Source organism: Oceanobacillus kimchii X50 (genome assembly GCF_000340475.1).
GTDB lineage: Bacteria > Bacillota > Bacilli > Bacillales > Amphibacillaceae > Oceanobacillus > Oceanobacillus kimchii.
On record NZ_CM001792.1, the window covers coordinates 843,729 to 868,516 of the forward strand.

Genomic DNA, 24,788 nt, shown 5'->3' on the forward strand with positions numbered 1-24,788 from the left:
GGTAATAAAAAAACTGCACTCCTAAGGGAATGCAGTTTGTGTATGTCAATGAAAAGAATCGTAAATATATATCCATACAACGAACTACACTTCCCCACGCTAGTATTATCTAGTTCGGGTTATAAGGGTCAGGCATTGCCTTCTCAGCCATAAAAATAGCACCCCTAGTGCGTACGATAGAATATGCAGTTTTGTTTATTGTAGTTTCATCATAAGCAATATTCAATCAAATGTAAACCATTCATTTTATTTTATATTTTTAATTGTTTTAAATACTTGTCTGCCTCTTTTGCGCTCTTTGAATAGCTATTGTTTTTCCAATGATTCCAAATCTCCGACAATGCTAATGCCAGTACTGATAATCCCGTGGCAATTTCTTCATTCGTAAAAGGAATGAGTTGATGGCCAAATATCATAGATACTGTATTAGCAAATACAACGATAAGTATAAACAGGCGGACCCATTTATTATTGATACTTTCTAAAGCTGCTCTCATGGACAATCCCTCCTTAATTAATAAATATGGAGTGCACGTATAAGTTATGATTAAGTTCGGAAAATTTTGTTATAATTGATGTAGTAGATATCGTTATATGAAGAAGGAAAGGAGGATGAAAACTGAAAGGGAAAATTGTATTTTTAAATGGCGTACCACGAGCAGGAAAATCAAGTGTTATAAAAGAACTTCAATCACTATCAAAGGAAATATGGATTAATCTAGGGGTAGATCAAACAGCAACCATGATAGATAAAAAATTTTCGCCTGGAATGGGATTGAGACCTGGTAAGGAGTTTCCTGAAATAGAAGGGACCGTAAAAAATCTATACATTGCTTTGTTTCATTCAGTTGCTTGTTATAATAACCAAGGTTTTCACGTTATTGTCGATGTAGGTTTTCATACAGATTATCATATTGAATTTAATCCATACGATGAAATGAAAAAAATACTCAACGAAGAAAATGTGCATCTTTTTACTATATATTGTCCACCTGATGTTGTGATGGAAAGAAGAAATCAAACATGGAGACAAGAATGGGACGGTAAACAGGTGCCAGAATATGTTTATCGTTGGGATCACGCAGTTTATAAGAGCAATTTATCAACATATCAATTTGATACTTCGTGTATCTCTAGTAAACAAATAGCTCAAAAGATTCTTCAAATAATCAATTAGAGGGTGGCTTTGGTGAAGAAAGTGCTTATTATATTTTTGACTGGATTGGTATTTCTTACTTTTCTTGGTATGGTTACATTTTTTATACTACCTAGTTCCAATCAACCGTCTTCGGGCACCTCCAACTTAAACGATTCAGATATGCAAGATCATGAAATTCCTATAAATGAACAAGAAGGAACTCTGCAAGGATATTATTTCAATGGTTATATCGATATGCGTGATTCGTTCGAAAATTTTGAGGAAGAATCAGAGTACATTTACTATATGAGTCACCATTTTGACTATTATCGTAATCAAGCTTTTGTCCATGGTAAAGATGAACCAAAAGAAGAATATGTAGAGTATTTTAAGCAATTAGATCCTTTAAATGCTCTTGTCTCTTTCTCTAACAATACAAAAACGGACCTACAAAATGGTGACTATATAAAAGTGACCTTCAAGGGTGGAATTATGGAATCCTATCCAGCACAGATTGGAGAGGTTGTTGATGTAGTAGTAATTGACCGAAGAAAGTAATAAAGGAGTTTATGAAATGAAACGCTATGTCATTATCACTGTAGGAAAGACACATAGTGGTAAATCCACCTTTGCCAAATTATTGAATAAACAACTTACTAATTCAATCATTGTCGATCAAGATAACCATGCAGAATTCATTAATCAATATTACTCGAATTTGCAGCCCAAATCGGGACCAAATATATTGAAACACGCCGTATCAAAGCTAGTGGTTGCTTATGCGGTGGAACACACAAACGATCACCTAATTATTTGTAACTCGAATCGAAACAAAATTAGAAGACAACACTTAATCCAGTGGTATAGAAATAATGAATTAATCCCAGTTATCGTTCATTTTGATATACCAGATGACGTTCTTTTGAAACGGGTTCAAACATCTACACGTAAAACGAATATATTTCGATTTGCTAGTAATTTTGAAGAGGTTTTGGCACGTCAATGTGAAGATGCTAAAGATGACGATATTCAAGAACCTAATGAAAATGAAGCAGATTACTTTTTCCGGATAACACATGAAATGGATACAGATCTAGTTATTCATAAAATACAAGAAATAGTTAGTTCTCAATTCGAAAATTAGTCGGAAATAGTATTCTAACGAACTGTTTTTTGAATTATTCACATACTAGTAAAACATAATATTTAAATATGATATCGTTATAATGTTTAATAACATATTATTTATAACTTATAGCAATTAATGATGACTTATTAATTGAAATCGTAAAGAATAAAATCCTTTAAAATTACATTCATGTTAAAATTTTACATTATTGTAAAACATTATAATCTTTGTTGACGCTTTCAAAACGTCCATGTAAGATATAAAAATATAGGCGGTTCAGAAAATTAATGCAATTTAATCAATTTCATAGCTGTGATACTCCACTTATAAATGAAGCAAATAATACTTCGTTTTGACTGAAATCTATTCGTATGCGCTTACAAACTCATTCAATTATGAAATTGTTTTCTCATGTATTAATACCGCTAATATTTTTAAAGGAGGAGTAACATGAAAGCAGTGTTTAGAACAAAGTCGATGAAATTATTGGGAACATCTATTGCTACACTCGCCTTTTTTACGTTTGTTGCTTGGCAAACAGCTTCTGCACATGGTTACATCGAAGAACCACAATCAAGGAGTCTATTATGTCACGAACAAGTGAATACGGAATGTGGAGCGATTCAATGGGAACCGCAAAGTCTTGAAGCACCAAAAGGATTTCCAGGGCCAAGTATTCCTGATGGACAAATTGCATCTGCTGGAGGAGCTTTTCCAGAATTAGATGAGCAATCTGCAGACCGTTGGGAAAAAGTTAATTTGAACTGGGGAACCAACACGTTTACTTGGCATCTAACTGCGATGCATGCAACTACAAAATGGCATTATTACATTACAAAACCCGATTGGAATCCAAATGAACCACTTACAAGAGATCAATTTGAATTAGTACCATTTTATGAAATCTATGATGGTGGAGCACGACCAGGGCAAACAGTTACGCATCAAGTAACTATACCAGAACGATCAGGATATCATGTGATCTTGGGAGTTTGGGACGTAGATGATACGGCAAATGCTTTCTATAATGTTATTGATGCTAATTTTGGTGGTGAATCTAGTAATCCTGATCCAGATCCAGGTAATCCAGAAGAACCTGAATTACCAGATGTGCCGGAATGGAATGCTAGTACGGTATATGTTGGTGGTGACCAAGTAACTTATAATGGTAAATTATATCAAGCGAAATGGTGGACCAGAGGAGAGACTCCTGGTAACTCTCAAGTTTGGGAAGAAGTAGTTACAAGCGCGACTACATCTCAAGATGCTTTTGAATCAATTACTGCTTGGAATACTTTTGCGTATTAATAGAATTATATAATAAGAAAAAAGTTCCGATCACTAGTCTAAAATGGTCGGAACTTTTCATTGTTATTGAACTTTTTTAAAAAAGTTTGGTAGATAATCTTTATGTGCTTCTAACATTTCATTTAGAATCTTCTTAGCAATCGTATCCGATGGTACAAGGGGATTAATCGTCATTGCTAAAAGCGCTTTGTTGTAATCACCTGAAATAGCAGCCTCAGATGCTACTCTTTCGAAAGACTTGATTTGACTTACTAATCCTTGAACTGATACAGGAAGCTCATCCATGATAAGCGGCTTTGGTCCTTCTTTGGTAATAACACAACTGATTTCAACTGCAGACTCATAAGGAATACTTTGAATCGCACCACGATTAATCGTATTTACTGGTTGAATGTCTCTACGATCATTGTATATTGAATCAATTAAGCTACATGCAGCATCACTATAGTATGCTCCGCCCCGCTTTTCCAATTGAGGTGGTTTAATTGATAAAGTCGGGTCTTTATACAGTTCAAATAATTCATCTTCTAATTTTTTTACTACTTCTGCACGAGTACCGCTTGAAGCTGCATTTTCTTTTTCATTGTCAAGCATCTCATCTGTTTTAAAATAATAACGATGGTATGGACATGGTAGTACACCTAGTCCTTCAACGAAAGAGGGTTCCCAACCTAAGTCAATGATATTTTCCATTGTTCCAGTCGAATTTGTCTCTGTCATTCGCTTTAATACATCAGATGTAGATTCTTTTCCGTCTACATAAATATGTAAACCAAAGACCATATGATTGAGGCCAGCGAAGTCAATTTCCACTCGATGTGCCTCAACTTCTAAAAATTTTGCAACCATCATTTTCATTCCGATTGGCACATTGCACAGACCAACAATATTTTTCCAATTTGTATGTCTCAGCACAGCTTCAGTAACCATTCCGGCTGGGTTTGTGAAGTTAATTAACCATGCATCTGGACATAGTTCTTCCATATCTTTGACAATATCTAGAATGACAGGAATAGTTCGAAGTCCTTTAAATAATCCACCTGGCCCATTTGTTTCTTGCCCAATTACTCCATATTTTAAAGGGATCCGTTCATCTTTTGCCCTAGCTTCAAGCAGTCCAACACGAAATTGTGTGGTCACAAAGTTTGCGTCTTTAAGTGCTTTTTTTCGGTCAAGTGTCAGATGAATATCGATAGGTACATTTGCTTTTTTTACCATTCTTTTTGCTAATTCACCTACAATTTCTAACTTTTCTTTTCCTGCTTCAATATCTACTAACCAGATTTCATTCACGGGTAATTCTTCATAACGCTTAATAAAACCTTCAATAAGTTCAGGAGTGTAGCTTGATCCTCCACCTATAGTGACAATTTTAATTCCATTCATAAAATGAAAACATCCCTTCTAATAATTTTAAATTATCAAAATCTGATTTATAATAAATATACATACTAAAGAAATGGCGAGTGAATGCATGATGTTTACCAATATTGAAATTACTGAATTCTCCGATCTAGAGTTCTCTTTATATAATTTTATCGTAACTCATCCAGAAAAAGTGATTTATATGCGTATTAGAGACTTAGCTAATGAAACGCATGTTTCACCAACTAGTATTTTGCGTTTTTGTAAAAAGCTTGGATATGATGGATTTACCGAATTCAAAGTTCAACTAAAAATGTACATGAATCAAACGGAAAATTTAAGTTTTATTCATTCTACTACCTCTTTAACAGAATACTTAGAACGTACAATGCAACATGACTATAATCAGCGAATTAGTACAATATCTCAATCCATTGCTGCTGCACAAACAATTATTTTTATTGGAAGTGGAACATCGGGTATTCTAGCAGAATATGGTTCTAGGTATTTTTCTGCTTTAAAAAAATTTTCACTGCATATAAATGATCCTTATTTTCCAATGTACACTTCTTCTTTGGAAAATAGTGTTGCTATTGTATTATCTGTTTCTGGTGAAACGGAATCTATCATAAATATTGCAAATAGAGCAAAGGAAGAAGGAACAAAAATAATTAGTATAACCAATTACCCCGACTGTACTTTGGCAAAGTTATCCGATTACAATCTTTCTTATTTCGTTTCTACCGAGTATCGTGAAACATTCAATCTGACTACGCAAATACCTGTCATTCATTTATTAGAAAGTCTAGCTAAAGAAACGTATAAATATATTAATACTTAAGTTTTATTCAATAGTTAAGCGCTTATATCTAACTTATATGAGATAACTAATTTCTGTAAATAGATATACGATGTTCTGTTTTTTGTTTCATCATGTTGGGAGCTGTTTCAAAGTAGGAACAGGGTGTACCTTTATTTTTTTATATTAAGTATGCTAATTTTTGTACTTGAATTTCATAATAAGATATTTCGTATGAAATCCCAATGTTACGCTGCTTGATTTCCAATGCATATGGAAAACTTTAACTCACCTTTATAAAAGTTTTTTAGATTTCAAGCGTATTAGTTTTTGTACACAATAGTGCTATAATTAAATAACAGAATTTTTATAATTTAAATTCAGAATGGGGGCCACACATGACTAACAAAATCATTGATTGGATGCACCCAAATCCACTTTTTGTACATCCAGAAGACCCTTTAAAACGTGTGCTTCACATCCTATTGGAAAATAATAGGACAGAAATAGCAGTAGTAGAGGAACAGAAATGGAAAGGAATTATTAAGTTACAAGATGTGATTCAAAAAGATAGTAGTGGTAAAGGAATTAGCTTATTCGTAAGGAATTGTGATCGTGTCGCTTCTGCTGATTTACTAATTGATAAGCTTCAGGATATTCCTACATATATTGTTAATGATGAAGGAGAATTAATTGGAGAAATAACAGCTAAGGAATGGTTTCATTATCATACAGAGATAACAAAACAATTAAAACAAAAAGATGAAATGTTAAGTTTGTACGAAATGGTTTTTGATACGGCATACGAAGGTTTGACGGTGGTAGATGATAAAGGAATAATTCGTTTATTTAATGAAGCATATAGTAGATATGTAAATGTACCTACAGAAGAAGCAATCGGAAAAGATGCTGCATTAATTATAGAAAATACGCGATTACCGGTGGTATTAAAAACAGGTGTACCAGAACGAAGTCAGGCGCATCGATTACAAGGGCAAAATTTAGTCGTGCATCGAATACCAATATGGAAAGATAATAAGGTGATTGCAGCAGCTGGTATTTTGGTTTATGAAGGTGTATCTGAAATTTATCAAGTAATCGATCAGATGGAAGAATTAGATAAAGGGAAGCATAGTAAATTAAAAAAGGATCAACCGTATAAGAAAAATTTGCTGACTCGATTTGAAGATTTACTAGGCGATAGCCCTTGTTTTACAAAGACCAAAAAAATAGCTAGAAAAGCTTCGCAATCAAAAGCTCCGGTATTAATAACAGGAGAGAGCGGAGTTGGGAAAGATATTGTTGCAAAAGCTATTCATAATGAGAGTCCTTTAACTAACGGAAGATTTATAAGCGTAAATTGTGCTGCTATCCCGGAAGCATTATTAGAATCAGAATTGTTCGGTTACAGTTCGGGAGCATTCACAGGAGCAGAAAAAGGCGGGAAACCTGGAAAAATAGAATTAGCCCATAGGGGGACGCTTTTTCTAGATGAAATTGGTGACATGCCATTAACAATGCAAGCTAAAATTTTGCGTGTTATTCAAGAGAAAAGTGTGGAAAGGGTAGGAAGTAATCATCAATCAAATATCGATTTCAGGTTGATAACTGCAACAAATAAAGATATCAAGCAGATGGTACTTGATGGAACATTTAGAGATGATTTGTATTATCGTTTGTATGTTATACCTATTCATATTCCTCCTTTACGAGAGAGGGCGGAGGATATCCCAATCATTGTTTCACATAAAATAGCCGAATTAAATAATGAATATGGTGATGAAAAAACGATTGATCAATTAGTAGTTCAATGGATGTATACTCAACCATGGAAAGGAAACATTAGAGAGCTTATCAATTTTTTAGAAAGATTATATGTGCTAGCAGAAAATCAACATATGACATTAGAAAATATACCTGATCTAGATGACAGACAACGATTAACATCTTATAACTTTCTAACAAATAAAAAAGCATCAGAGTCGTTATCGGGAGAAGAAGAGAAGGAACGTATAAAAGAAACATTGGAACATGTAAATGGCAATAAGACAAAGGCTGCAAAATTATTAGGAATATCCCGTGCTACGCTCTATAATAAAATATCTCGCTATACCCTTGAATAAACATGTCAAATTAGGCAGTGCTGACATTAAGTGTCTAGACAGTTAGACAATAATAAATCCTTGAAATGGAGATGCAGTAACTTTGACCTGAGTTGGCATACTTTTTGCATGTATACAATTGAAAGGAGGTTTTTAGCGTGAAACTTACTGAAACGAGATCTTTGTTTCCTGAAGAAAAAGGAATAGAAAAAGTTAGCTATTCCATTACTTTAAGTGAGGACGAACAACTAATTTCTAAAACGATACATCAATTAGTGGACGAGAAAATTCTCCCTTATATGGACCAATTGGAAGATCATGATTATACGTTACAGAAAAAGAGAATGAAAGAAGTTGGCCAATTAGGTTTAATGGGTGCAGAAGTTCCTGAAAAATATGGTGGACTTGAAGCTGGAAAACGTATGTCTGGAATTATTGCAGAAAAAATGGGGTATGCTGCTTCCTTTAGTGTAGCATTTAATATTCACTCTGGTGTAGGTACGTTACCATATGTATATTTTGGAAATGAAAATCAGAAAAATCAATATCTACCAAAACTTGCTTCAGGAGAATGGGTGGGGGCGTACGCTCTAACCGAACCAAACGCTGGGTCCGATGCATTGGCTTCCAAAACGACTGCAAAATGGAACGAAGAGAAGCAGGTGTGGACATTAAATGGAGAGAAGCAATGGATTACAAATGCACATATTGCAAATGTATATGTTGTATTTGCTAATACAGAACAAGGTATTACTGCCTTTATTGTTGAGAGAAAGTTTAAAGGAGTATCCATAGGGCCTGAAGAAAAGAAACTAGGTATCAAAGGTTCATCCACAGCAACATTAATTTTAGAGGATGTAGAATTGGATTCTGCACAGGTTCTAGGAGAAATTGGAAAAGGTCATTATATCGCCTTAAATATATTAAATCTAGCAAGGTTGAAAATTGCTTTTTCCAACATTGGCATGTCAAAACAAGCACTTGAACTTGCTATTAAATACGGAAATGAACGTCAACAGTTTGGCAGAAATATTGTTGAATTTGGATTAATTCAGGAGAAAATAGCGAATATGGCTACAGCCATCTATAAGTCAGAGTGTACAGCATACTACACTGCTAGTTTACTTGATCAGCATTTAATAGATAATGGTAAAGATAATTTTATAACATTACTTGCGCGTTATTCTATGGACTGTTCCATCAATAAAGTGCTAGCATCTGAGTCGCTTGATATGATTGTAGATGAAGCATTACAAATCCATGGTGGATATGGTTATATGCAAGAATATGAGGTAGAAAGATTGTACCGTGATGCGAGAATCAATCGTTTATTTGAAGGTACATCTGAAATTAATCGCTTAACGATAGCGAAATCGTTTTTGAAACAATACAATCAAGACAAATTAAATAAGGAAATTGAATTAGAACAAAATGTATATATTCGATACGGGAAATTATTATTAAACAAAATGTTGAAAGCAGTTACTTCGGGTGATGATGAAGTAAATCAAATTTATCAGGGAGTAATTGCAGACAGTGTGATGGATGTTTATGTGATGATAACGGCTGAGATTAATAGTGATCACTCCGAAGTAACAAAGCAAATGGCACAAATAATATTAGAAGAGAATTTACAACGTATTCTTGAAAGAACCAAGCGTATAATTGTAGCTCTAGTGGAGGATGAATTAGTACAACAGAAGTATTTAGATGAAATCGAGGAATTAATCATTCCTAATTATATTAATATATATGAAGCTAAGGAGAATATAGCAAAATCACTAATAAGAAAAGGGGGATATTATGTCTAAAATCGGGTTTATTGGATTAGGGAATATGGGGTTACCGATGTCTATTGGATTAATGAACAGTGGATATGAAGTCATAGGCTATGATGTAAATGAGGAAAGGTCGCTGCTTTTTAAAAAGTCTGGAGGAAATATTGCTCTTTCATGCGCTAACTTAGTTGCAGAAAGTGATGTAATCCTTACTAGTTTGCCATCTAATAAAGCGGTTGAAGCTGTATACCTAGACAAAGATGGCTTGCTTGTTCATTGTAATTCTTCACAAGTAGTGATTGATACAAGCACAGTTGCTCCTGAGTTAAATCAGCAATTGGAAGCCTCCTTGTCGGAAAAATCGATTCCATTCTTAGCAGCTCCGGTTAGCGGTGGTGTGGTTGGTGCAGAAAACCAAACCTTAACCGTGATGGTGGGAGGGAAGAAAGAGTCTTTCCAAAAAGTAAAAGATATTCTGAATGTCATTGGAGGAAACGTCTTTCATGTTGGCGAACAAATAGATAAAGGAACGACTGTTAAACTTATCAATAATCTATTGATTGGATTTTATACTGCAGGAGTAAGTGAAGCACTTCAAATTGCTAATCAAAAAGACATTGATTTAAATGATTTATTTTCGATGATGAATGTTAGTTACGGACAAAGTAGAATTTATGAAAGAAATTATAAAACATTTATAGAGCCCAATGATTTTAATCCAGGTTTTGCATTAAAGCTATTAAGAAAAGATTTAGAGTTTGCTATGGAAGTTGCAGACAATAATCAATTGGATTTGCCAATTAGTAAATCGTTGTTAGATTTGTATAGGAATTTAGAACAACAAGGTTATGGAGATCAAGATATGGCAGTTTTATATAAATATTTAAAAGATACCATTGATAAAAATAAGGAGGCGACGACATGATCAGTTCTGAAACAAAACATATGCAAAATTATATAAATGGGAAATGGGTAGATGCCAAAAGTGGGAAGCAAGAAGTGATTCCTAATCCCGCAACTGGAGAAACAATAGCTACGGTCACTATCTCTGATGTAGAAGATGTCGATATGGCAGTTGCTGCGGCAAAAGAAGTGTTTCCAGAATGGTCAGACACACCAGTACCAAATCGTACAAGATATCTACTCGATTATTGGAAGTTACTACAAGATAATAAGCAAGAGTTAGCTAAGATCATTACTTTAGAAAATGGAAAATCACTGAGAGATGCACAAGGTGAGGTGCAACGAGGAATTGAAGTAGTTGAATTAGCTACTTCCACTCCTTCTATGATGATGGGGGATGCGCTTCCTAGTATTGCAAAAGGTATAGATGGTTCGATATGGCGCTATCCTTTAGGGGTAGTAGCTGGAATTACGCCTTTTAATTTTCCGATGATGGTTCCACTATGGATGTTCCCTTTAGCAATTGCGTGTGGAAATACATTTGTATTAAAGACTTCAGAAAGAACACCAATATTAGCAGAAAGACTCGTTGAATTATTTTATGAAGCTGGATTTCCAAAAGGAGTTTTAAATTTAGTCCATGGCGGAAAAGAAGTCGTTAATCGATTCTTAACTCATCCAGATATTGAAGCAATTTCTTTTGTTGGTTCGGAGCCTGTGGCTAAACATGTTTATCAAACAGGAACTGCCCACGGGAAACGTGTTCAGGCTCTTGCTGGAGCAAAAAATCATGCAGTAGTAATGCCTGATTGTGACATGGAAAAGACAATTCAAGGGGTTATTGGAGCAGCATTTGGAAGTAGTGGAGAAAGATGTATGGCATGTTCGGTAGTTGCGGTAGTTGATGATATAGCTGATGAATTTTTAGAGCAGTTAGTAAAAGAAACTAATAAACTTCGAGTTGGGGATGGAATGGATGACGCTAATTTTATTGGACCAGTTATTCGAGAATCCCATAAAGAACGAGTACTCCGTTACATCGATTCTGGTGTAGAGGAAGGAGCGCATCTTTTAGTTGATGGAAGGAAAATCAAAGAAGATACTCCAGATGGTTACTATGTTGGAGCAACGATTTTTGATCATGTAACACAAGAAATGAAAATCTGGCAAGATGAGATTTTTGCACCAGTTTTAAGCGTAGTACGTGTATCAGATTTGGAAGAAGGTATTCAGGTAACCAATCAATCGAAATTTGCAAATGGTGCTGTGATTTACACAAATAGCGGCAAATCTGCTCAACAGTTTCGTAACAGAATAGATGCAGGGATGATAGGGGTAAATGTGAATGTTCCTGCACCGATGGCTTTCTTCTCCTTTGCAGGAAATAAAGCATCTTTCTATGGTGATCTAGGAACGAACGGAAAAGATGGTGTACAATTCTATACTCGTAAGAAAGTAGTTACCGAAAGATGGTTTTAAATTTAGATTAACTAAGATTGATGGGAGAGGTCATCTGGATGACCTCTCCCATTATTATAGTGCGTGGAGCCGGATTATTAATTAAAATAGGAATCTACTAAATCACTTTTAACGTCATCTAACTTCTTATATTGATAGTTTGGTTTTTTATCTTTATCGATAACGATAGATCTCACTCCTTCATAAAAATCATTTGATTTTAAGAAGTTCTTAGCAAGTATTAAATCCATATTAAAGCAATCCTCTAAAGATTTTTCTTTCCCTCTCCTTAATTGCTCTAATGTTACTTTCAAGGAAATAGGTGATTTTGTTAATAATAGTTGTTTAGTTTTGTTGGAAAAATCACTATCCGCACTCTCTAAAGATGCAAAAATCTGTTCTAAAGTGGAATGAGAAAAATATTTGTCGATTGCAGAACGGCGATTCTCTAAATTACTTTGACCTAATGATGAAGTGAATTTCTGCACAATATTATCTATAGAATGGTTAATATCCTTCTCTGTTGTCCAATCTTTTTCCATAATTTCTTGGATGAACGTGTCTAAGTTATCTGTTGTAATATAGTGATCTGCTGCATTTGCATAAATCGCATCAGTCCCAGAAATAACGGATGCAGATAAAGCAAGATAATAACCAATTTTTCCTGGAGCTTGATTAAAAAAGTAGGATGCTCCAACGTCAGGGAAAAAGCCAATATTCATTTCTGGCATTGCCCATTTTGTTCGTTCTGTTACAATGCGGTGACTTGCCCCGTACGTTAATCCAACTCCTCCTCCCATCGTAACACCGTCTAGAATCGCTATTATAGGTTTTGGATAATGATAAATAAGAGCATCTGTCTTGTATTCTAGTTGAAAAAAACGAATAGCTTGTTGATATTTAGATTCACTCTCTTTTGCTTGATAAAGTGTTTTGATGTCTCCTCCTGCACAAAATCCTTTAGGGCCATTCCCTGAGAATATGATAAATTTAATACTGGAGTCATTTTTCCAACTTTTTAATTGTTGATAAATCAATTCAATCATGCGTTGAGATATCGAATTAATCGCTTTTGGACGATTTAACTCTATGGTTCCAACCCCATTTTTTTCACTAAATAATACAACATCTTGTTCCATTTCAATCTCTCCTTCACTCTTCGATTTTTGGATAACGCTTACATAACCGAAGATCAAATCTTGAATTTAATCATCTATTCTAAGTATTCTATTAATTATATTGTACCATCCATTACTATAAAGTGAAACTTCATTCAATGGGTATTCTCCACTGAATGAACGATCAGTTTATCCACTTCTATCACCTTTGATAAGCAAGGATTACTGCATCTTACATACGGAATAAAATCACATTGTATAATAATGATTAAATTATCTTATTATAGGGAACAAAAGATGTAGAACTTAAAAGAAAGAGGGATAAGATGAAAGCAATTGTAATTCATAACTATGGACACGCGGATGAACTTTATGAACAAGATGTCCCTGAACCTAAATTAAAAGATAATCAAATTTTAATCGAACAATATGCAACATCTATTAATCCAATCGATTGGAAAATACGTGAAGGTTATTTTAAGGATGGATTTAATTTCGATTTTCCAGTTATTTTAGGCTGGGACTCTGCTGGTGTCGTAGCTGAAGTTGGAAAAGATGTAAGTCAGTTTAAGGTTGGTGATCGTGTATTTTCACGACCAGCAACAACAGCTCAAGGAACTTATGCAGAATTCGTAGCTGTAGATAAATCGAGAGTGGCGAAACTTCCAGAAAATGTATCGTTTGAAGAAGCGGCAAGTGTTCCTCTGGCAGGTCTTACTGCTTGGCAATGTCTGATAGATTTCTCAAATATAAAGAAAGGTGACAACGTTCTTATTCATGCTGGCTCTGGTGGGGTTGGTAGCTTCGCCATTCAATTTGCCAAACATTTTGGTGCTTATGTAGCCACTACGGCAAGTGACAAAAATGAATCATTAGTAAAAGAATTAGGGGCCGATCGATTCATTAATTATAAAGAAGAGAATTTTCACGAAGTTCTAAAGGATTATGATATTGTTGTCGACACATTAGGTGGAGACATATTAGAACAAAGTTTTGAAGTATTAAAAGAAGGTGGAAAACTAGTTTCCATTGCTGGTAATCCAGATGAAGAAAAAGCAAAAGAAAAAGGGATAAAAGCTGGGTTCCTTTGGTTAGAAGAGAACGGCAAACAACTTAGTGAAATAGCTGAGCTTTTGAAAACAGGTGAAGCAAAACCGGTTATTGGTCACACATTCCCATTTACGGAACAAGGATTGCGAGAAGCACATCAATTAAGTGAAACACATCATGCTAGAGGGAAAATTGTAATAAAAATTAAATAAAATTGAAAGAGGATGGGACATAATTAAAAGCTTTGCTCAAAATACGGATGGATATCTAGAATAAGCGTAAGAAATATAGGACTCCTTGAAAATCAAAAATTGATTTTCTGCGTGCGATGCAATGCTGTCGAGGTCTTCCTTGTCCTGTGGGAAAAAGGACTAGGTGAGCCCCCGATGCATTAGCAACCGTAGGCTCATCAGCCACCCACGAAAAACGAAGTATATTTCTGAAGCGGGTTTTCAAAATTCAATTATTCGGATTTAGCTTTTGTATGTATACTTTTGTCCCCTCCTTTTGAATGATTAAATTGTCTACTGAGTTAGAAATACAATATATTGTAGGCCATCTTTGTTTTTATACAATTCCACTAGAAAAGGAATTTGTTGTATACAAATTAAATTAGAGCTTCTTACTACTTTTAATTTATGTATAGAAAGAACATCTAGGAGATTATTCAAAACTTCTATATTGGTATTATCACTAGCTGAAATTTCGAAAACATATCCATCTAACCCTTCTATTTGGGCACATTTACAAAAATGTATAAAAGAAGGGACGCTTTTCTCAATATTGTTCTCTATACTTCTATTAGAATTCCATTCATAACTGCCCCATAGTTTCTTTTCTGTAATTTTACCAGTCGATTGATTGATAAGAGCTCTATATCTTTTTAATGACAATGTTGTTGTTGGATCATGCATTAAGGAAAAGCGGTTTTTATCTCTTTTAGCAGATTTTTTAACACACGATCAATAGAATGGAATAAGTTAAACTTAAAGTTATTTGCAAGAAGAAAGAGATATTTATGTAAAAAAGCAACTTCCAAACCTAAATTTCGATCTTTTTCAGTAGGTTTTTTTATTTTGTCTCCATCATAATGATTAATGATTCGTGCAATTTTACCTGCTTGAATTTGGATATAAAAAAATAGATCCGTGACAGAATGATCACTGCTTAGCTCTTGTAATTCTTTTGTTTTTGTTGGAATATCTATTTTATTATATACTTTTTCTAAATTATTTTTATATTGGTTAGCTAAGCAAGTGGAGATAATATAAATATCCGCTATTTCTTCTTTCAACTCATCTATTTTAGAATTTTTTTCTAAAATTAACTCTGCTAATTCCCCAATCTCTTCTTGTAGCCTGGCAAGCGCAGATATGGATCGCCAGTATCCGCCTAAGTTTTGAATATGTTTGTCAATATTACTCTGATATATATAAATGTCATGCATATATACCCCTCCTTTTCGTAAGTATAACAAAAAGTTTTAATCTAATTATTCAAACAATTATTCCTTTTAATTTTAATATCGTATACAATACATATAACTAAAAAGTTATCTAAAGGAAGTAACACACATATGGTGAATTTATATAAATTACTTGCAGATCCAACTAGAAAAAAAATACTCTCCCTAACAGCGAAGAGAGAGTATACACAAAAAGAACTGGTTTCGTCATTTGACATGAGTCAGCCTGGAATTAAGAAACATATTGATATGTTAATTGATGAAAAATTACTTTTAATAAGAAGGGAGGGAAAGTACAATTACTATCGTTTAAATCAATCATTGTTTGAAAAAGAAGCAATACAGGCGAAGAAAGAAATTAATCATATACTGAAGTCTAAACTAGATCGTCTAAACGATTTTTTAGAGGAGGAATAGAATGGAATGGGTTAGTATAGCAAAAAAGGAAATAGTTATAAATACACGTATTGAAAAGGTTTTGGGAAGCAGTAACGATACCTGAGCTTCGAAATAAATGGGAAACAAGGCAGTGTGAAATTGATTTGCGAAAAGGAGGTAAGATATATTTAGATTATGGTTGGAATGTAACTTATGAAGGGGTAATTATTGAATTTATAGAAAATGAAAAATTAGTATTAGAAGATGTAGATGGTTTTCATACTACATGGACGCTTCAATCACAGGGAGAAGGAACGAAAGTCTCCATTGAATACACGGGAAATTGGATTGGTGATCACGGTATTGCAGAAATGGAAAATATGCTTTTTGGAACATTTCAGTTCATGTTAAATCTAAAAACTGTAATCGAGGACAATTATGACCAACGTAAGCAGTTCTGGAATAGTTGGTTAGGATTAAATACTCGAACAGAAATAGATCGAATTAAAGTTGTTCATGTGCATGAAAATACTCCTGCTTCGGGTAAAGTTAAAGAGGGAGACTATATTCATGCTGTAAATGGAGAAGTTGTGAATCATTATGATGGTTGTGAAATTGCTATAACACATCAGCCGGTGGGAACAAAAATAAAGCTTGATATAGTAAGAAATGATGAAAAAATCAAAGTTACAGCAAACACCATTCCTTTTGGAACGATAATAAAATAATAGATTATTGCCTTTTTCTGAAAATAGCCTTGCGAATTAATTTAAAATTGTGTAAGATATGTTTAATATTAAGAAGTGCGAAGATAAGGACATGAATTACTTGGTATAGTTCCCAGAGAAGGAAGAATTGGTGAGAACTTCCTAACTAGTAAAAGTAATTTACCACCTTGGAGTTGTGTTAGGGTAACAACTAACACCGTTAGCGACGTTATAGCAATTAAGCCAAGAATAGCTATAAGCAGCTGTTCGGAAATTTGGGTGGAACCACGGAAAACACATTTCGTCCCTTGTTATAGGGAGAATGTGTTTTTTTTACAATTTTTTCTCGCATGTAATAGGTAGCAAGTCTATGTAGCTTAGTCAGACAGGATAAGTAGGGGAAGAACAAACCCGCCATTAAATCAAGTATAAATTTATATTAAATGTTGAAGAGGACATGAGAAGCTTTACTACATTTACAGAGAAGGAAGATAGCTGAGAACTTCCTAATTGTTTGTAAGTTTCTTACCACCTTGGAGTTGTGTTTGGGGTAACAACCAACACCGTGAATGCGACGTTATAGCAATGAAGCCGAGGATAGTTAGAATAGCTATTCGGAAATTTGGGTGGAACCACGGATAGAACATATTCGTCCCTTGTATAGGGATGGATATGTTTTTTTATATATTTAAAAAAAGGAGTGAAAGAAATTGAATGAGTTCATAGTTATCGAATTAGCAGATAATCAACAAATAAAGGTGGAGAAAGGTACGGCACTTATAGAAGTGGCAAGGAAGATTGCAACAAGTTTGGGTAAAAAAGCAATTGCAGGTAATTTCAATGGTTTACCTGTCTCAATAAACGATTTATTAATGGAGTCTGGCAAGCTAGAAATCATTAGCATCGATTCAAATGAAGGCTTATCCGCTATAAGACAAACAGCAGCACGTGTATTCATCCATGCAATACAAAGAGTATTTGGCGATGCAAATTTAGGAGTTGGGAATCAAACAGAGAATGGATTCTATTATGATTTTCACTCAAATTATCGTATATCAAAAGAAAATTTTAACGTTATTGAAGAAGAAATGAAAAAGATTATTTCCGAAGATATCCCGATTGTCGCAAAATTGCTCTCACGTCAGGAAGCAATTCAACTATTTGAATCATATAATCAAAGTTACAAAGTGGAACTTATAAATGAGTATAAACAAGATATGGTAAGTGTGTATCGACAAGGACAATTTGTTGATATCTTTGAAGGTCCTCATCTTCCTTCTACAGGTTGGTTAAAAGCATATAAGCTTTTAGAAGTATCCGGAGTTTATTGGAAAGGAGAAGATACAAATGATGTTTTGCAACGAGTATATGGTATTGCCTTTCGTAACAACAAAGAATTAAATGAACATTTAAAAAGGATAGAAGAAGCTAAGAAAAGAGATCATCGAAATTTAGGCAAACAACTAGAATTATTCATGTTTTCAAATGAAGCGCCAGGTATGCCTTTTTACTTACCTAAAGGTCAAATAATACGACAAGCTTTAGAAGATTATTCAAGAGAAGTACAGCGTAAATCGGGATATAATGAAGTACGCACACCGTCTATGATGAATCAAAAGTTATGGGAAGAATCCGGTCATTGGAATCATTATCATGAAAATATGTATTTTTCGGAAGTAGATAAAACGAACTTTGCTTTAAAACCGATGAATTGTCCTGGTCATATGCTGATTTTTAAAGATAAATTGTATTCTTATCGTGATCTTCCTGTACGAATCGCAGAATTTGGTCAAGTGCATCGGCATGAATTTAGTGGTGCATTAAATGGACTCCTCCGTGTACGAACTTTTTGTCAAGATGACGCTCATATATTTATACGTGAGGATCAGATGGTAGAAGAGATACGCAATGTTTTTCGACTAGTTGATGAGGTATATCAAACATTTGGTTTTTCATACAAAGTAGAATTATCTACTCGACCTGAAAAATCACTAGGAAATGATGCGTTTTGGAACGATTCTGAGGCAGCACTTATACAAGTGCTGGATAGTTTGGGCATAGACTATGTGCTAAACGAAGGGGATGGTGCATTTTATGGCCCAAAAATCGACTTCCATATCGAGGATGCTTTACATCGGAGTCATCAATGTGCAACGATTCAACTGGATTATCAAATGCCAGAGAAATTTAATTTGTCTTATATTAATGAGAATAATGAGAAAGTGCGACCAGTAGTTATTCATCGCGCAATTTTTGGATCAATTGACCGTTTCTTAGGAATTCTAATCGAGCATTATGCTGGTGCTTTTCCAACATGGTTAGCTCCGACTCAAGTCAAAATATTACCAGTAGCCGGGGCGCATGAAGAATACGCTAATGCTCTAAAAGAAATTTTGCTTAGTCACAATATTCGTGTGGAAATTGATTACCGTAATGAAAAGTTAGGATATAGAATCAGGGAAGCACAGTTAGAAAAACTTCCGTATGTTTTAGTAGTTGGTAATCAAGAGGTAAATGAAAATATTGTTAATGTAAGAAAATATGGAGAAAAAACATCGGTGATTGTAAATGTTGAGGATTTTATTTCAAAAGTATGTGATGAGATAAAGACAAAAAGATAATATTCGCTGATTATTGAGTGAATATTCGTCTATAAGAATAGGATACAAACATAAGAGTTTGTGGTCAGTTTTAGTTCGGTTCTATTAACGAGAGTTGCTACAGAATGCGATGAAAGTGGTGAATAGAACCGGTCTATAAACAGAAAAAGCTTTAGAATTTCATGATAATCGTAAACAGGATGAGCTATTAACTAAAAGACTATCGAATTTAAACAAGCTTTATATATTCAGAAATATAAGATAATATATAGATATGAAATGATAAAGGAGAATTGTAATGACAATTACTTTTAGGAAAATAGATGCTTCTAATTATAAAAACGCAATATCCTTAAAGGTGAATGAGAATCAAGCAGACTTTGTAGCACCGAACTGGTTCTCGATATTGGAAGCAAATTATGAATCAGATGAAAAGCATCCATATGCGATTTATAATGATGAGGATCTTGTCGGTTTTTTCATGTACTGTTTTTATCCTGCTGATGAAGATTATCCACGTGACTCATGGTGGTTGGAACGTTATATGATTGGAAAGGATTTTCAAGGAAGAGGTTACGGTAAGAAAGCATTAAAGCAATTTTTGAAATACTTTTTTGAAAAATATAAAGTTAATGACATTCTTATTTCTGCTGTCCCTGAAAATTATCTTGCCCTTACATTGTATGAACAAGTTGGATTCATGAGGACTGGAGAATACGTGGGTAAAGAGATAGTTTTAGAGTTATCATATTCAAGATTTAAAAAATAGTAAGGTATGGTGATAGTGTGCAGGGTAAAAAAATAATTACACTTCTCGCGTTGATTTTAACCATCTTTTCTGTCGTTTTAATGATGACTTTGTATTTTGACTGGAATTACTTAATGAACATCACATTTATTCGTGTGGGAAATTTTTTTATATTAACCTCATTAGCCTTTTCCATCTTAGCATTTATAATGGCAATCTTTTCTCATAATAAATGGAAATTAGTTTTACAATTAATAAATTTTTCATTAGTAATCATATTAGCTGTAATTAATATTATGGCTTTAGGGTTTAATGATCCGTAAATTTATATAAAGGAGTTTGGAAATGAATAGCCTACAAATTTTAAAAGATGGTAACTTAGAACAAAAAAAGGTATATCAGGCTGTGCAGAAATTACAAGTTTTAGAAGATTTCACCACATATCATCCTGTGGTTTGTGGTACATATCCAATTGATGTTTATACCGAAGAATCCGATATTGATATCATCATGTTTGTTGAAGATTTTCAATTATTTTCGCAAAAACTACAATTGCATTATTGTCACTTAAGAACATTTAATGTAAAAGAAAAATTCATTCGTCGCAATCAAGTTGTTAAGTCGCAATTTGATTTCAAAGGATACAAGTTTGAATTATTTGGTCAAAATGTTCCTACTTCTGAACAATACGCGTATTTACATATGAAAATTGAAAATCATATATTGAAGTTAAATCCTTTGATGAAAGATGAGATTCGCTTATTAAAAAAAGCAGGAATCAAAACAGAGCCTGCTTTTTGTATGTTGTTGGGAATTGCAGGAGATCCATATGAGGAATTAATTAGTTATGGGATAGATCAAGGGATTATTTAATATTTCTACTAGACTCTTTCCTCTTTAGCCAATCGACATAACGTTTACCCTCAAGTAAAGAAAATCCAAACGTTTCACGTGCTAATTTTACTGCCTTTACATCTTGTTGTTGATCAATGAGCAGTAATAATTGTTGATGTATTGGATGATCAGTATGATGGAAGTTTTCCTTTTTATTCACAATTTGGGTATTTGATTCAATAGATTTTAATTTACTTCGAGTTTTCATTAATTGAATTGTCAAATAAAGTACGATGAGAATAAGTAAAATAATGATTGTCAACTCCATATTTTATCCTCCATTTGTTTATTTTTAAATACATTGTAACACCAAAAAGAATCAAGTGCTCTCCTTCGATTCAACTATTACTCGTGGTATACTTATAGATATAACAACTAGGTGATTTTTCAATGAATATTATTGAAAATGTACGAGTACCAAAATGAAGCGTAACCAGAAAAGAAGTAACACATAATTGATGAATGCCCAGCGTAGCAAGGGAAAAAGGTAACTCATAAGTAAGATGAGAGTCCAGAATGAAGTATAGCCAGAGAGAAAGGTAATTTCTTTATTGTTCTGATGGAACCACCATCCATATTGGGTTATAAGGAGTGTGAGGATGGGGACGATTTTAGCTTTTATTAGTATTATTATAATCGCTAGTATATTTCAAACAAGTACTGGATTTGGCTTTTCAATTATGGCCACTCCTTTTTTACTTTTATTATTTTTACCACAGGATGCTATTCAGCTAAACATTGTACTTTCGTTAATTATATCAATTGCATTGATATGGAAGATTAGAGCAGATGTAGACAAAATATTATTGAAGCGGATGGTAGTTGGAAGTATTATTGGGGTGCCGCTTGGGATTATTATTTATATGACGGTGGATATTATAATATTTAAATTAATGATTAGTATTATATTATTGTTATTAACACTCCTTCTTTTATGTCGTGTAAAGATGATTTCAACACCCAAAAGAGATTATTTCGTTGGATGGATCTCTGGTATTTTAACTACTAGTATTGGCATGCCAGGACCTCCCCTATTGTTGTATTTTACTGGTACTAAAATAACAAAAGAAAAGCTTCGTGCAACTACACTTGCTTTCTTTCTATTCATTTATAGTATTAGTCTGATTACGCAAATAACATTTAGCGGGACGACAACATCGGTTTGGCTCTCAAGCTTGTATGCTATACCTCTAGTGATTATTGGTTTAGGATTGGGACAATACTTATTTAAAAAGATGAACCAACAAATATTTACAGTCATTACTTATGCTTTGTTGCTAATAACAGGTATATATTTATTATTTGATAGTATGAATTCAATTTTAACAGCTTAGATATGGAGGAGAAATTATGGATTGGTTTGAGCGATTAAATAATTATTTCCCAGAGGATGAAATGAAAGCAAAACAACAGATGGATATACTGCTTAAAGAAAAAGGAGACCACTATCATAAAGATGAAAGTGATGTACATATTTTGATGTATGCTGAATTTGAACATTTTGTATTTATTGATTTTTTATGGGTCTCTGAAAAAGCAAGAGGAAAAGGAATCGGGAAAAAACTAATTCAAATGTTAAAGGATAAAGGTAAAACAATCTTGCTTGAAGTTGAACCTGTGGATGAAAATAATCAGGATACGGAAAAGCGATTGCGATTTTATACAAGAGAAGGATTTAAGCTTGCATCAAACATAGGTTATGTATTCCAGGCTTTTGTGGCAAATGCAGAGACGCCACTTAGTATTATGTATTGGGATAGTTATGAGAAGACAGATAATGAAATATATCAACATATGAGAACCGTTTATCAAGAAATCCATACGTATAAAGCATTTGAAATATATGGATATAAGCCTAAACAAATATCAGATGTAATTTGGATGAAAAATCAAGGGGGATTTTATAATTAATATTAAAGGACTGAATCATTTGCTGTTTTCTGTGTCTAATTTGGAACAATCTATCGACTTTTACCAACAGGTTTTTGATGCAAAGCTGTTAGTTAAAGGAAGATCCACAGCATATTTTGATTTGAATGGGATCTGGTTAGCGTTAAATGAAGAAAAACATGTCCCGCGAAATGAAATTAATGAATCTTATACTCACATGGCATTTTCTATCGATGAATCAGAGCTAGAAAGTACTTATCAGCAATTAAAAGCGTTGAATGTTAACATTCTAGAAGGTCGAGAACGTGCTGAGCAAGATAAGCAATCCATTTATTTTACAGATCCAGATGGGCATAAATTTGAGTTCCACACGGGGACATTGCAAGATAGATTAGACTATTATCGTAATCAAAAAAAGCATATGACTTTTTATTAAGTAAAAATGACATAGAATTTTCTTTTCTATGCCATTTTTTAATATTGCAGTTCTTTTTTTTGAAAGTAATGAATGATTAAGCTAAAAATTAAAGATATAAAAGTATAAATAATGGTCCAGATAAAAAAGCTTGAGTTGTATACAAAAAAGGTAAGAGTCATAAAAACAATGAGAGTGATGGATGGAAAGACAAACCATTTTCGGAATAAAAAATATCCAAAAACTGATGCAAGGATTACAAAAATCGGATAAACGATAAGAACTAATAGAAATTCCAAAGCTATCAGCTCCTTGGGCTTTTATCTTAGTATACATTAAATCCAAGGATCTGAATATTCCAATTTTATTTCAATTGGTAAGAAAAAATTAAAAACAAATGAGAGTGCAGGAATTAACAGATTGATATAGAAGTAAATATGGAAGTCGTAAAAACAGGAGAGATGTTATGGTTACGTCCTTATTAGAAACTATTGGGATTGAATATCCTATTATCCAAGCGCCAATGGCAGGAGGAATTACAACTCCAGAATTGGTAGCAAATGTCTCCAAAAATGGAGGATTAGGGATGATAGCGGCGGGTTATTTAGATCCTGACCAATTAAAAGTTGCCATTCAAGAAGTAAAAAAAAGAGTGGATAAACCTTTTGGGGTTAATTTATTTGTTCCCAATGATTTTACATATTTTTCTCAACATGTGGAAAACATGCAACTAATGATGAAAAGCATATATGATGAACTTCAAATAACTGACTATAAAGTAGGTGAACTTCCAAAATTTAAAGATCAACAAGCAATATTCGAACAACATTTGCAGGTGATTCTCGAAGAAGCAATAAAAGTGTGCTCATTTACTTTTGGATTGCCAAGCGAAGAGCAGATAAAACAGTTAAGGCAAGCAGGTGTCTATACAATTGGAACAGCTACTACTGTAAGAGAAGCTCTTTTTATACAAGAGCTAGGAATGGATGCTGTCGTAATGCAAGGTAGTGAAGCTGGAGGACATCGTAGCCATTTCTTAAGTTCTTTTCAAGAAGGTAATATCGGCTTAATGGCCCTTGTTCCTCAAGCAGTTGAGGAAATCAATATTCCTATTATCGCTGCTGGTGGGATCATGAATGGGAGAGGGGTACGAGCGTGTTTACAACTTGGAGCTCAAGCTGCCCAAATGGGAACAGCTTTCTTAACATTAAAAGAAAGTGGCGCACAGGACCTTCATAAAACTGCTGTTCTTTACGCTACTGAGGATAAAATGGTATTTACAAAAGCTTTCTCTGGAAAATGGGCAAGGGGAATTAAGAATGAATTTACAGAAGAAATGAATTCAAATGAAGCAATGACTTTACCATTTCCTATTCAAAATACATTGACACAATCAATTCGTAAAGAAGCTGCTAAGCAAAAGAAGTCTGAATATATGTCATTGTGGTCCGGGCAGGCTCCACGTTTAGCAACAAATATTGATGTTACTACGTTCATGGATCGACTGATTAGAGAATTAAATTATTAGATATGGAAGAATATA

At 33.7% G+C, this 24,788-nt stretch carries 25 protein-coding genes and 1 riboswitch; of the genes, 19 read left to right on the plus strand and 6 right to left on the minus strand.

The annotated features are described in order from the left end of the window. Window positions 1–74 precede the first annotated feature (74 nt). Window positions 75–176, minus strand: a riboswitch (TPP riboswitch). A 75-nt stretch (window positions 177–251) separates the two neighbouring features. Then, a complete protein-coding gene (locus C794_RS04550; protein WP_017795952.1) occupies window positions 252–497 on the minus strand; it encodes a phage holin in 246 nt (81 codons plus the stop codon). Between the two features lie 134 nt (window positions 498–631). Here C794_RS04550 and C794_RS04555 point away from each other — a divergent pair, with 134 nt between their 5' ends. The 4 genes from C794_RS04555 to C794_RS04570 all read left to right on the plus strand — a co-directional run bounded on the left by C794_RS04555 (window position 632) and on the right by C794_RS04570 (window position 3,575). After that, on the plus strand, window positions 632–1,177 hold the full coding sequence (locus C794_RS04555; protein ID WP_083900513.1) for a phosphotransferase-like protein: 546 nt from the start codon (window positions 632–634) through the stop codon (window positions 1,175–1,177). A gap of 12 nt (window positions 1,178–1,189) precedes the next feature. Beyond that, window positions 1,190–1,696, plus strand: coding sequence for a DUF3221 domain-containing protein (locus tag C794_RS04560; protein WP_017795954.1), 507 nt, complete (start codon window positions 1,190–1,192; stop codon window positions 1,694–1,696). Between the two features lie 16 nt (window positions 1,697–1,712). Continuing rightward, window positions 1,713–2,282 carry an AAA family ATPase gene (locus C794_RS04565; protein ID WP_017795955.1) on the plus strand — a complete coding sequence of 190 codons (570 nt, stop codon included), beginning with the start codon at window positions 1,713–1,715 and terminating at the stop codon, window positions 2,280–2,282. A 435-nt stretch (window positions 2,283–2,717) separates the two neighbouring features. Next, entirely contained in the window at window positions 2,718–3,575 is an 858-nt protein-coding gene (locus tag C794_RS04570; protein WP_017795956.1) for a lytic polysaccharide monooxygenase, read from the plus strand. 63 nt (window positions 3,576–3,638) lie between these two features. Here the strand turns inward: C794_RS04570 and C794_RS04575 are convergent, their stop codons facing one another. After that, the gene (locus C794_RS04575; RefSeq protein WP_017795957.1) at window positions 3,639–4,961 is read right to left on the minus strand and encodes a 6-phospho-beta-glucosidase; all 1,323 of its coding nucleotides are present in this window, start codon (window positions 4,959–4,961) and stop codon (window positions 3,639–3,641) included. Between the two features lie 91 nt (window positions 4,962–5,052). Here C794_RS04575 and C794_RS04580 point away from each other — a divergent pair, with 91 nt between their 5' ends. The 5 genes from C794_RS04580 to C794_RS04600 all read left to right on the plus strand — a co-directional run bounded on the left by C794_RS04580 (window position 5,053) and on the right by C794_RS04600 (window position 12,001). Further along, entirely contained in the window at window positions 5,053–5,781 is a 729-nt protein-coding gene (locus C794_RS04580) for a MurR/RpiR family transcriptional regulator (RefSeq protein WP_026133721.1), read from the plus strand. Between the two features lie 356 nt (window positions 5,782–6,137). After that, complete coding sequence (locus C794_RS04585; RefSeq protein WP_017795959.1) at window positions 6,138–7,862, plus strand: sigma-54-dependent Fis family transcriptional regulator; 1,725 nt, start codon at window positions 6,138–6,140, stop codon at window positions 7,860–7,862. Window positions 7,863–7,999: 137 nt separating this feature from the next. Continuing rightward, window positions 8,000–9,652, plus strand: a complete 1,653-nt coding sequence (locus C794_RS04590) for an acyl-CoA dehydrogenase family protein (protein ID WP_017795960.1) — start codon at window positions 8,000–8,002, stop codon at window positions 9,650–9,652. After that, window positions 9,645–10,544, plus strand: coding sequence for an NAD(P)-dependent oxidoreductase (locus tag C794_RS04595; protein WP_017795961.1), 900 nt, complete (start codon window positions 9,645–9,647; stop codon window positions 10,542–10,544). Before C794_RS04590 ends, C794_RS04595 begins: the two co-directional genes overlap by 8 nt. Continuing rightward, the gene (locus C794_RS04600) at window positions 10,541–12,001 is read left to right on the plus strand and encodes a CoA-acylating methylmalonate-semialdehyde dehydrogenase (RefSeq protein WP_017795962.1); all 1,461 of its coding nucleotides are present in this window, start codon (window positions 10,541–10,543) and stop codon (window positions 11,999–12,001) included. The genes C794_RS04595 and C794_RS04600 overlap by 4 nt, the downstream gene beginning before the upstream one ends. A gap of 77 nt (window positions 12,002–12,078) precedes the next feature. Here the strand turns inward: C794_RS04600 and C794_RS04605 are convergent, their stop codons facing one another. Then, window positions 12,079–13,119, minus strand: coding sequence for an enoyl-CoA hydratase/isomerase family protein (locus C794_RS04605; protein WP_017795963.1), 1,041 nt, complete (start codon window positions 13,117–13,119; stop codon window positions 12,079–12,081). A 305-nt stretch (window positions 13,120–13,424) separates the two neighbouring features. Between C794_RS04605 and C794_RS04610 the strand changes: the two genes are divergently transcribed. After that, window positions 13,425–14,360 carry an NADP-dependent oxidoreductase gene (locus C794_RS04610; RefSeq protein WP_017795964.1) on the plus strand — a complete coding sequence of 312 codons (936 nt, stop codon included), beginning with the start codon at window positions 13,425–13,427 and terminating at the stop codon, window positions 14,358–14,360. A gap of 701 nt (window positions 14,361–15,061) precedes the next feature. On the opposite strand, the gene C794_RS19680 is transcribed toward C794_RS04610, so the two are convergent. Further along, entirely contained in the window at window positions 15,062–15,595 is a 534-nt protein-coding gene (locus C794_RS19680; RefSeq protein ID WP_017795966.1) for a MazG nucleotide pyrophosphohydrolase domain-containing protein, read from the minus strand. Between the two features lie 129 nt (window positions 15,596–15,724). Here C794_RS19680 and C794_RS04625 point away from each other — a divergent pair, with 129 nt between their 5' ends. The 5 genes from C794_RS04625 to C794_RS04655 all read left to right on the plus strand — a co-directional run bounded on the left by C794_RS04625 (window position 15,725) and on the right by C794_RS04655 (window position 20,919). Then, entirely contained in the window at window positions 15,725–16,030 is a 306-nt protein-coding gene (locus C794_RS04625) for an ArsR/SmtB family transcription factor (RefSeq protein ID WP_017795967.1), read from the plus strand. 50 nt (window positions 16,031–16,080) lie between these two features. Next, entirely contained in the window at window positions 16,081–16,719 is a 639-nt protein-coding gene (locus C794_RS04635) for an SRPBCC domain-containing protein (protein ID WP_083900514.1), read from the plus strand. 689 nt (window positions 16,720–17,408) lie between these two features. Beyond that, window positions 17,409–19,319, plus strand: coding sequence for a threonine--tRNA ligase (thrS, locus tag C794_RS04640; RefSeq protein WP_017795969.1), 1,911 nt, complete (start codon window positions 17,409–17,411; stop codon window positions 19,317–19,319). Window positions 19,320–19,596: 277 nt separating this feature from the next. After that, a complete protein-coding gene (locus tag C794_RS04645; protein ID WP_017795970.1) occupies window positions 19,597–20,067 on the plus strand; it encodes a GNAT family N-acetyltransferase in 471 nt (156 codons plus the stop codon). Window positions 20,068–20,391: 324 nt separating this feature from the next. Continuing rightward, window positions 20,392–20,919, plus strand: coding sequence for a DUF4269 domain-containing protein (locus C794_RS04655; RefSeq protein ID WP_017795972.1), 528 nt, complete (start codon window positions 20,392–20,394; stop codon window positions 20,917–20,919). On the opposite strand, the gene C794_RS04660 is transcribed toward C794_RS04655, so the two are convergent. Further along, window positions 20,912–21,208 carry a hypothetical protein gene (locus C794_RS04660; protein WP_017795973.1) on the minus strand — a complete coding sequence of 99 codons (297 nt, stop codon included), beginning with the start codon at window positions 21,206–21,208 and terminating at the stop codon, window positions 20,912–20,914. The two genes, C794_RS04655 and C794_RS04660, sit on opposite strands and share 8 nt — an antisense overlap. Window positions 21,209–21,539: 331 nt before the next feature. Between C794_RS04660 and C794_RS04665 the strand changes: the two genes are divergently transcribed. The 3 genes from C794_RS04665 to fosM are packed head-to-tail and all read left to right on the plus strand — an operon-like array spanning window position 21,540 to window position 23,266. After that, the gene (locus C794_RS04665; protein ID WP_017795974.1) at window positions 21,540–22,274 is read left to right on the plus strand and encodes a sulfite exporter TauE/SafE family protein; all 735 of its coding nucleotides are present in this window, start codon (window positions 21,540–21,542) and stop codon (window positions 22,272–22,274) included. A gap of 16 nt (window positions 22,275–22,290) precedes the next feature. Continuing rightward, entirely contained in the window at window positions 22,291–22,851 is a 561-nt protein-coding gene (locus tag C794_RS04670; protein WP_017795975.1) for a GNAT family N-acetyltransferase, read from the plus strand. Then, window positions 22,847–23,266 carry a FosM family fosfomycin resistance protein gene (gene fosM / locus C794_RS04675; RefSeq protein WP_026133722.1) on the plus strand — a complete coding sequence of 140 codons (420 nt, stop codon included), beginning with the start codon at window positions 22,847–22,849 and terminating at the stop codon, window positions 23,264–23,266. Before C794_RS04670 ends, fosM begins: the two co-directional genes overlap by 5 nt. Window positions 23,267–23,304: 38 nt before the next feature. Here the strand turns inward: fosM and C794_RS20300 are convergent, their stop codons facing one another. Further along, window positions 23,305–23,544 carry a DUF2651 family protein gene (locus tag C794_RS20300; protein WP_230199319.1) on the minus strand — a complete coding sequence of 80 codons (240 nt, stop codon included), beginning with the start codon at window positions 23,542–23,544 and terminating at the stop codon, window positions 23,305–23,307. Between the two features lie 167 nt (window positions 23,545–23,711). On the opposite strand from C794_RS20300, the gene C794_RS04680 reads away from it, so the two are divergent. Next, window positions 23,712–24,773: an NAD(P)H-dependent flavin oxidoreductase gene (locus C794_RS04680; RefSeq protein ID WP_017795977.1), complete on the plus strand. Its 1,062-nt coding sequence runs from the start codon at window positions 23,712–23,714 to the stop codon at window positions 24,771–24,773. Window positions 24,774–24,788: the final 15 nt, after the last annotated feature.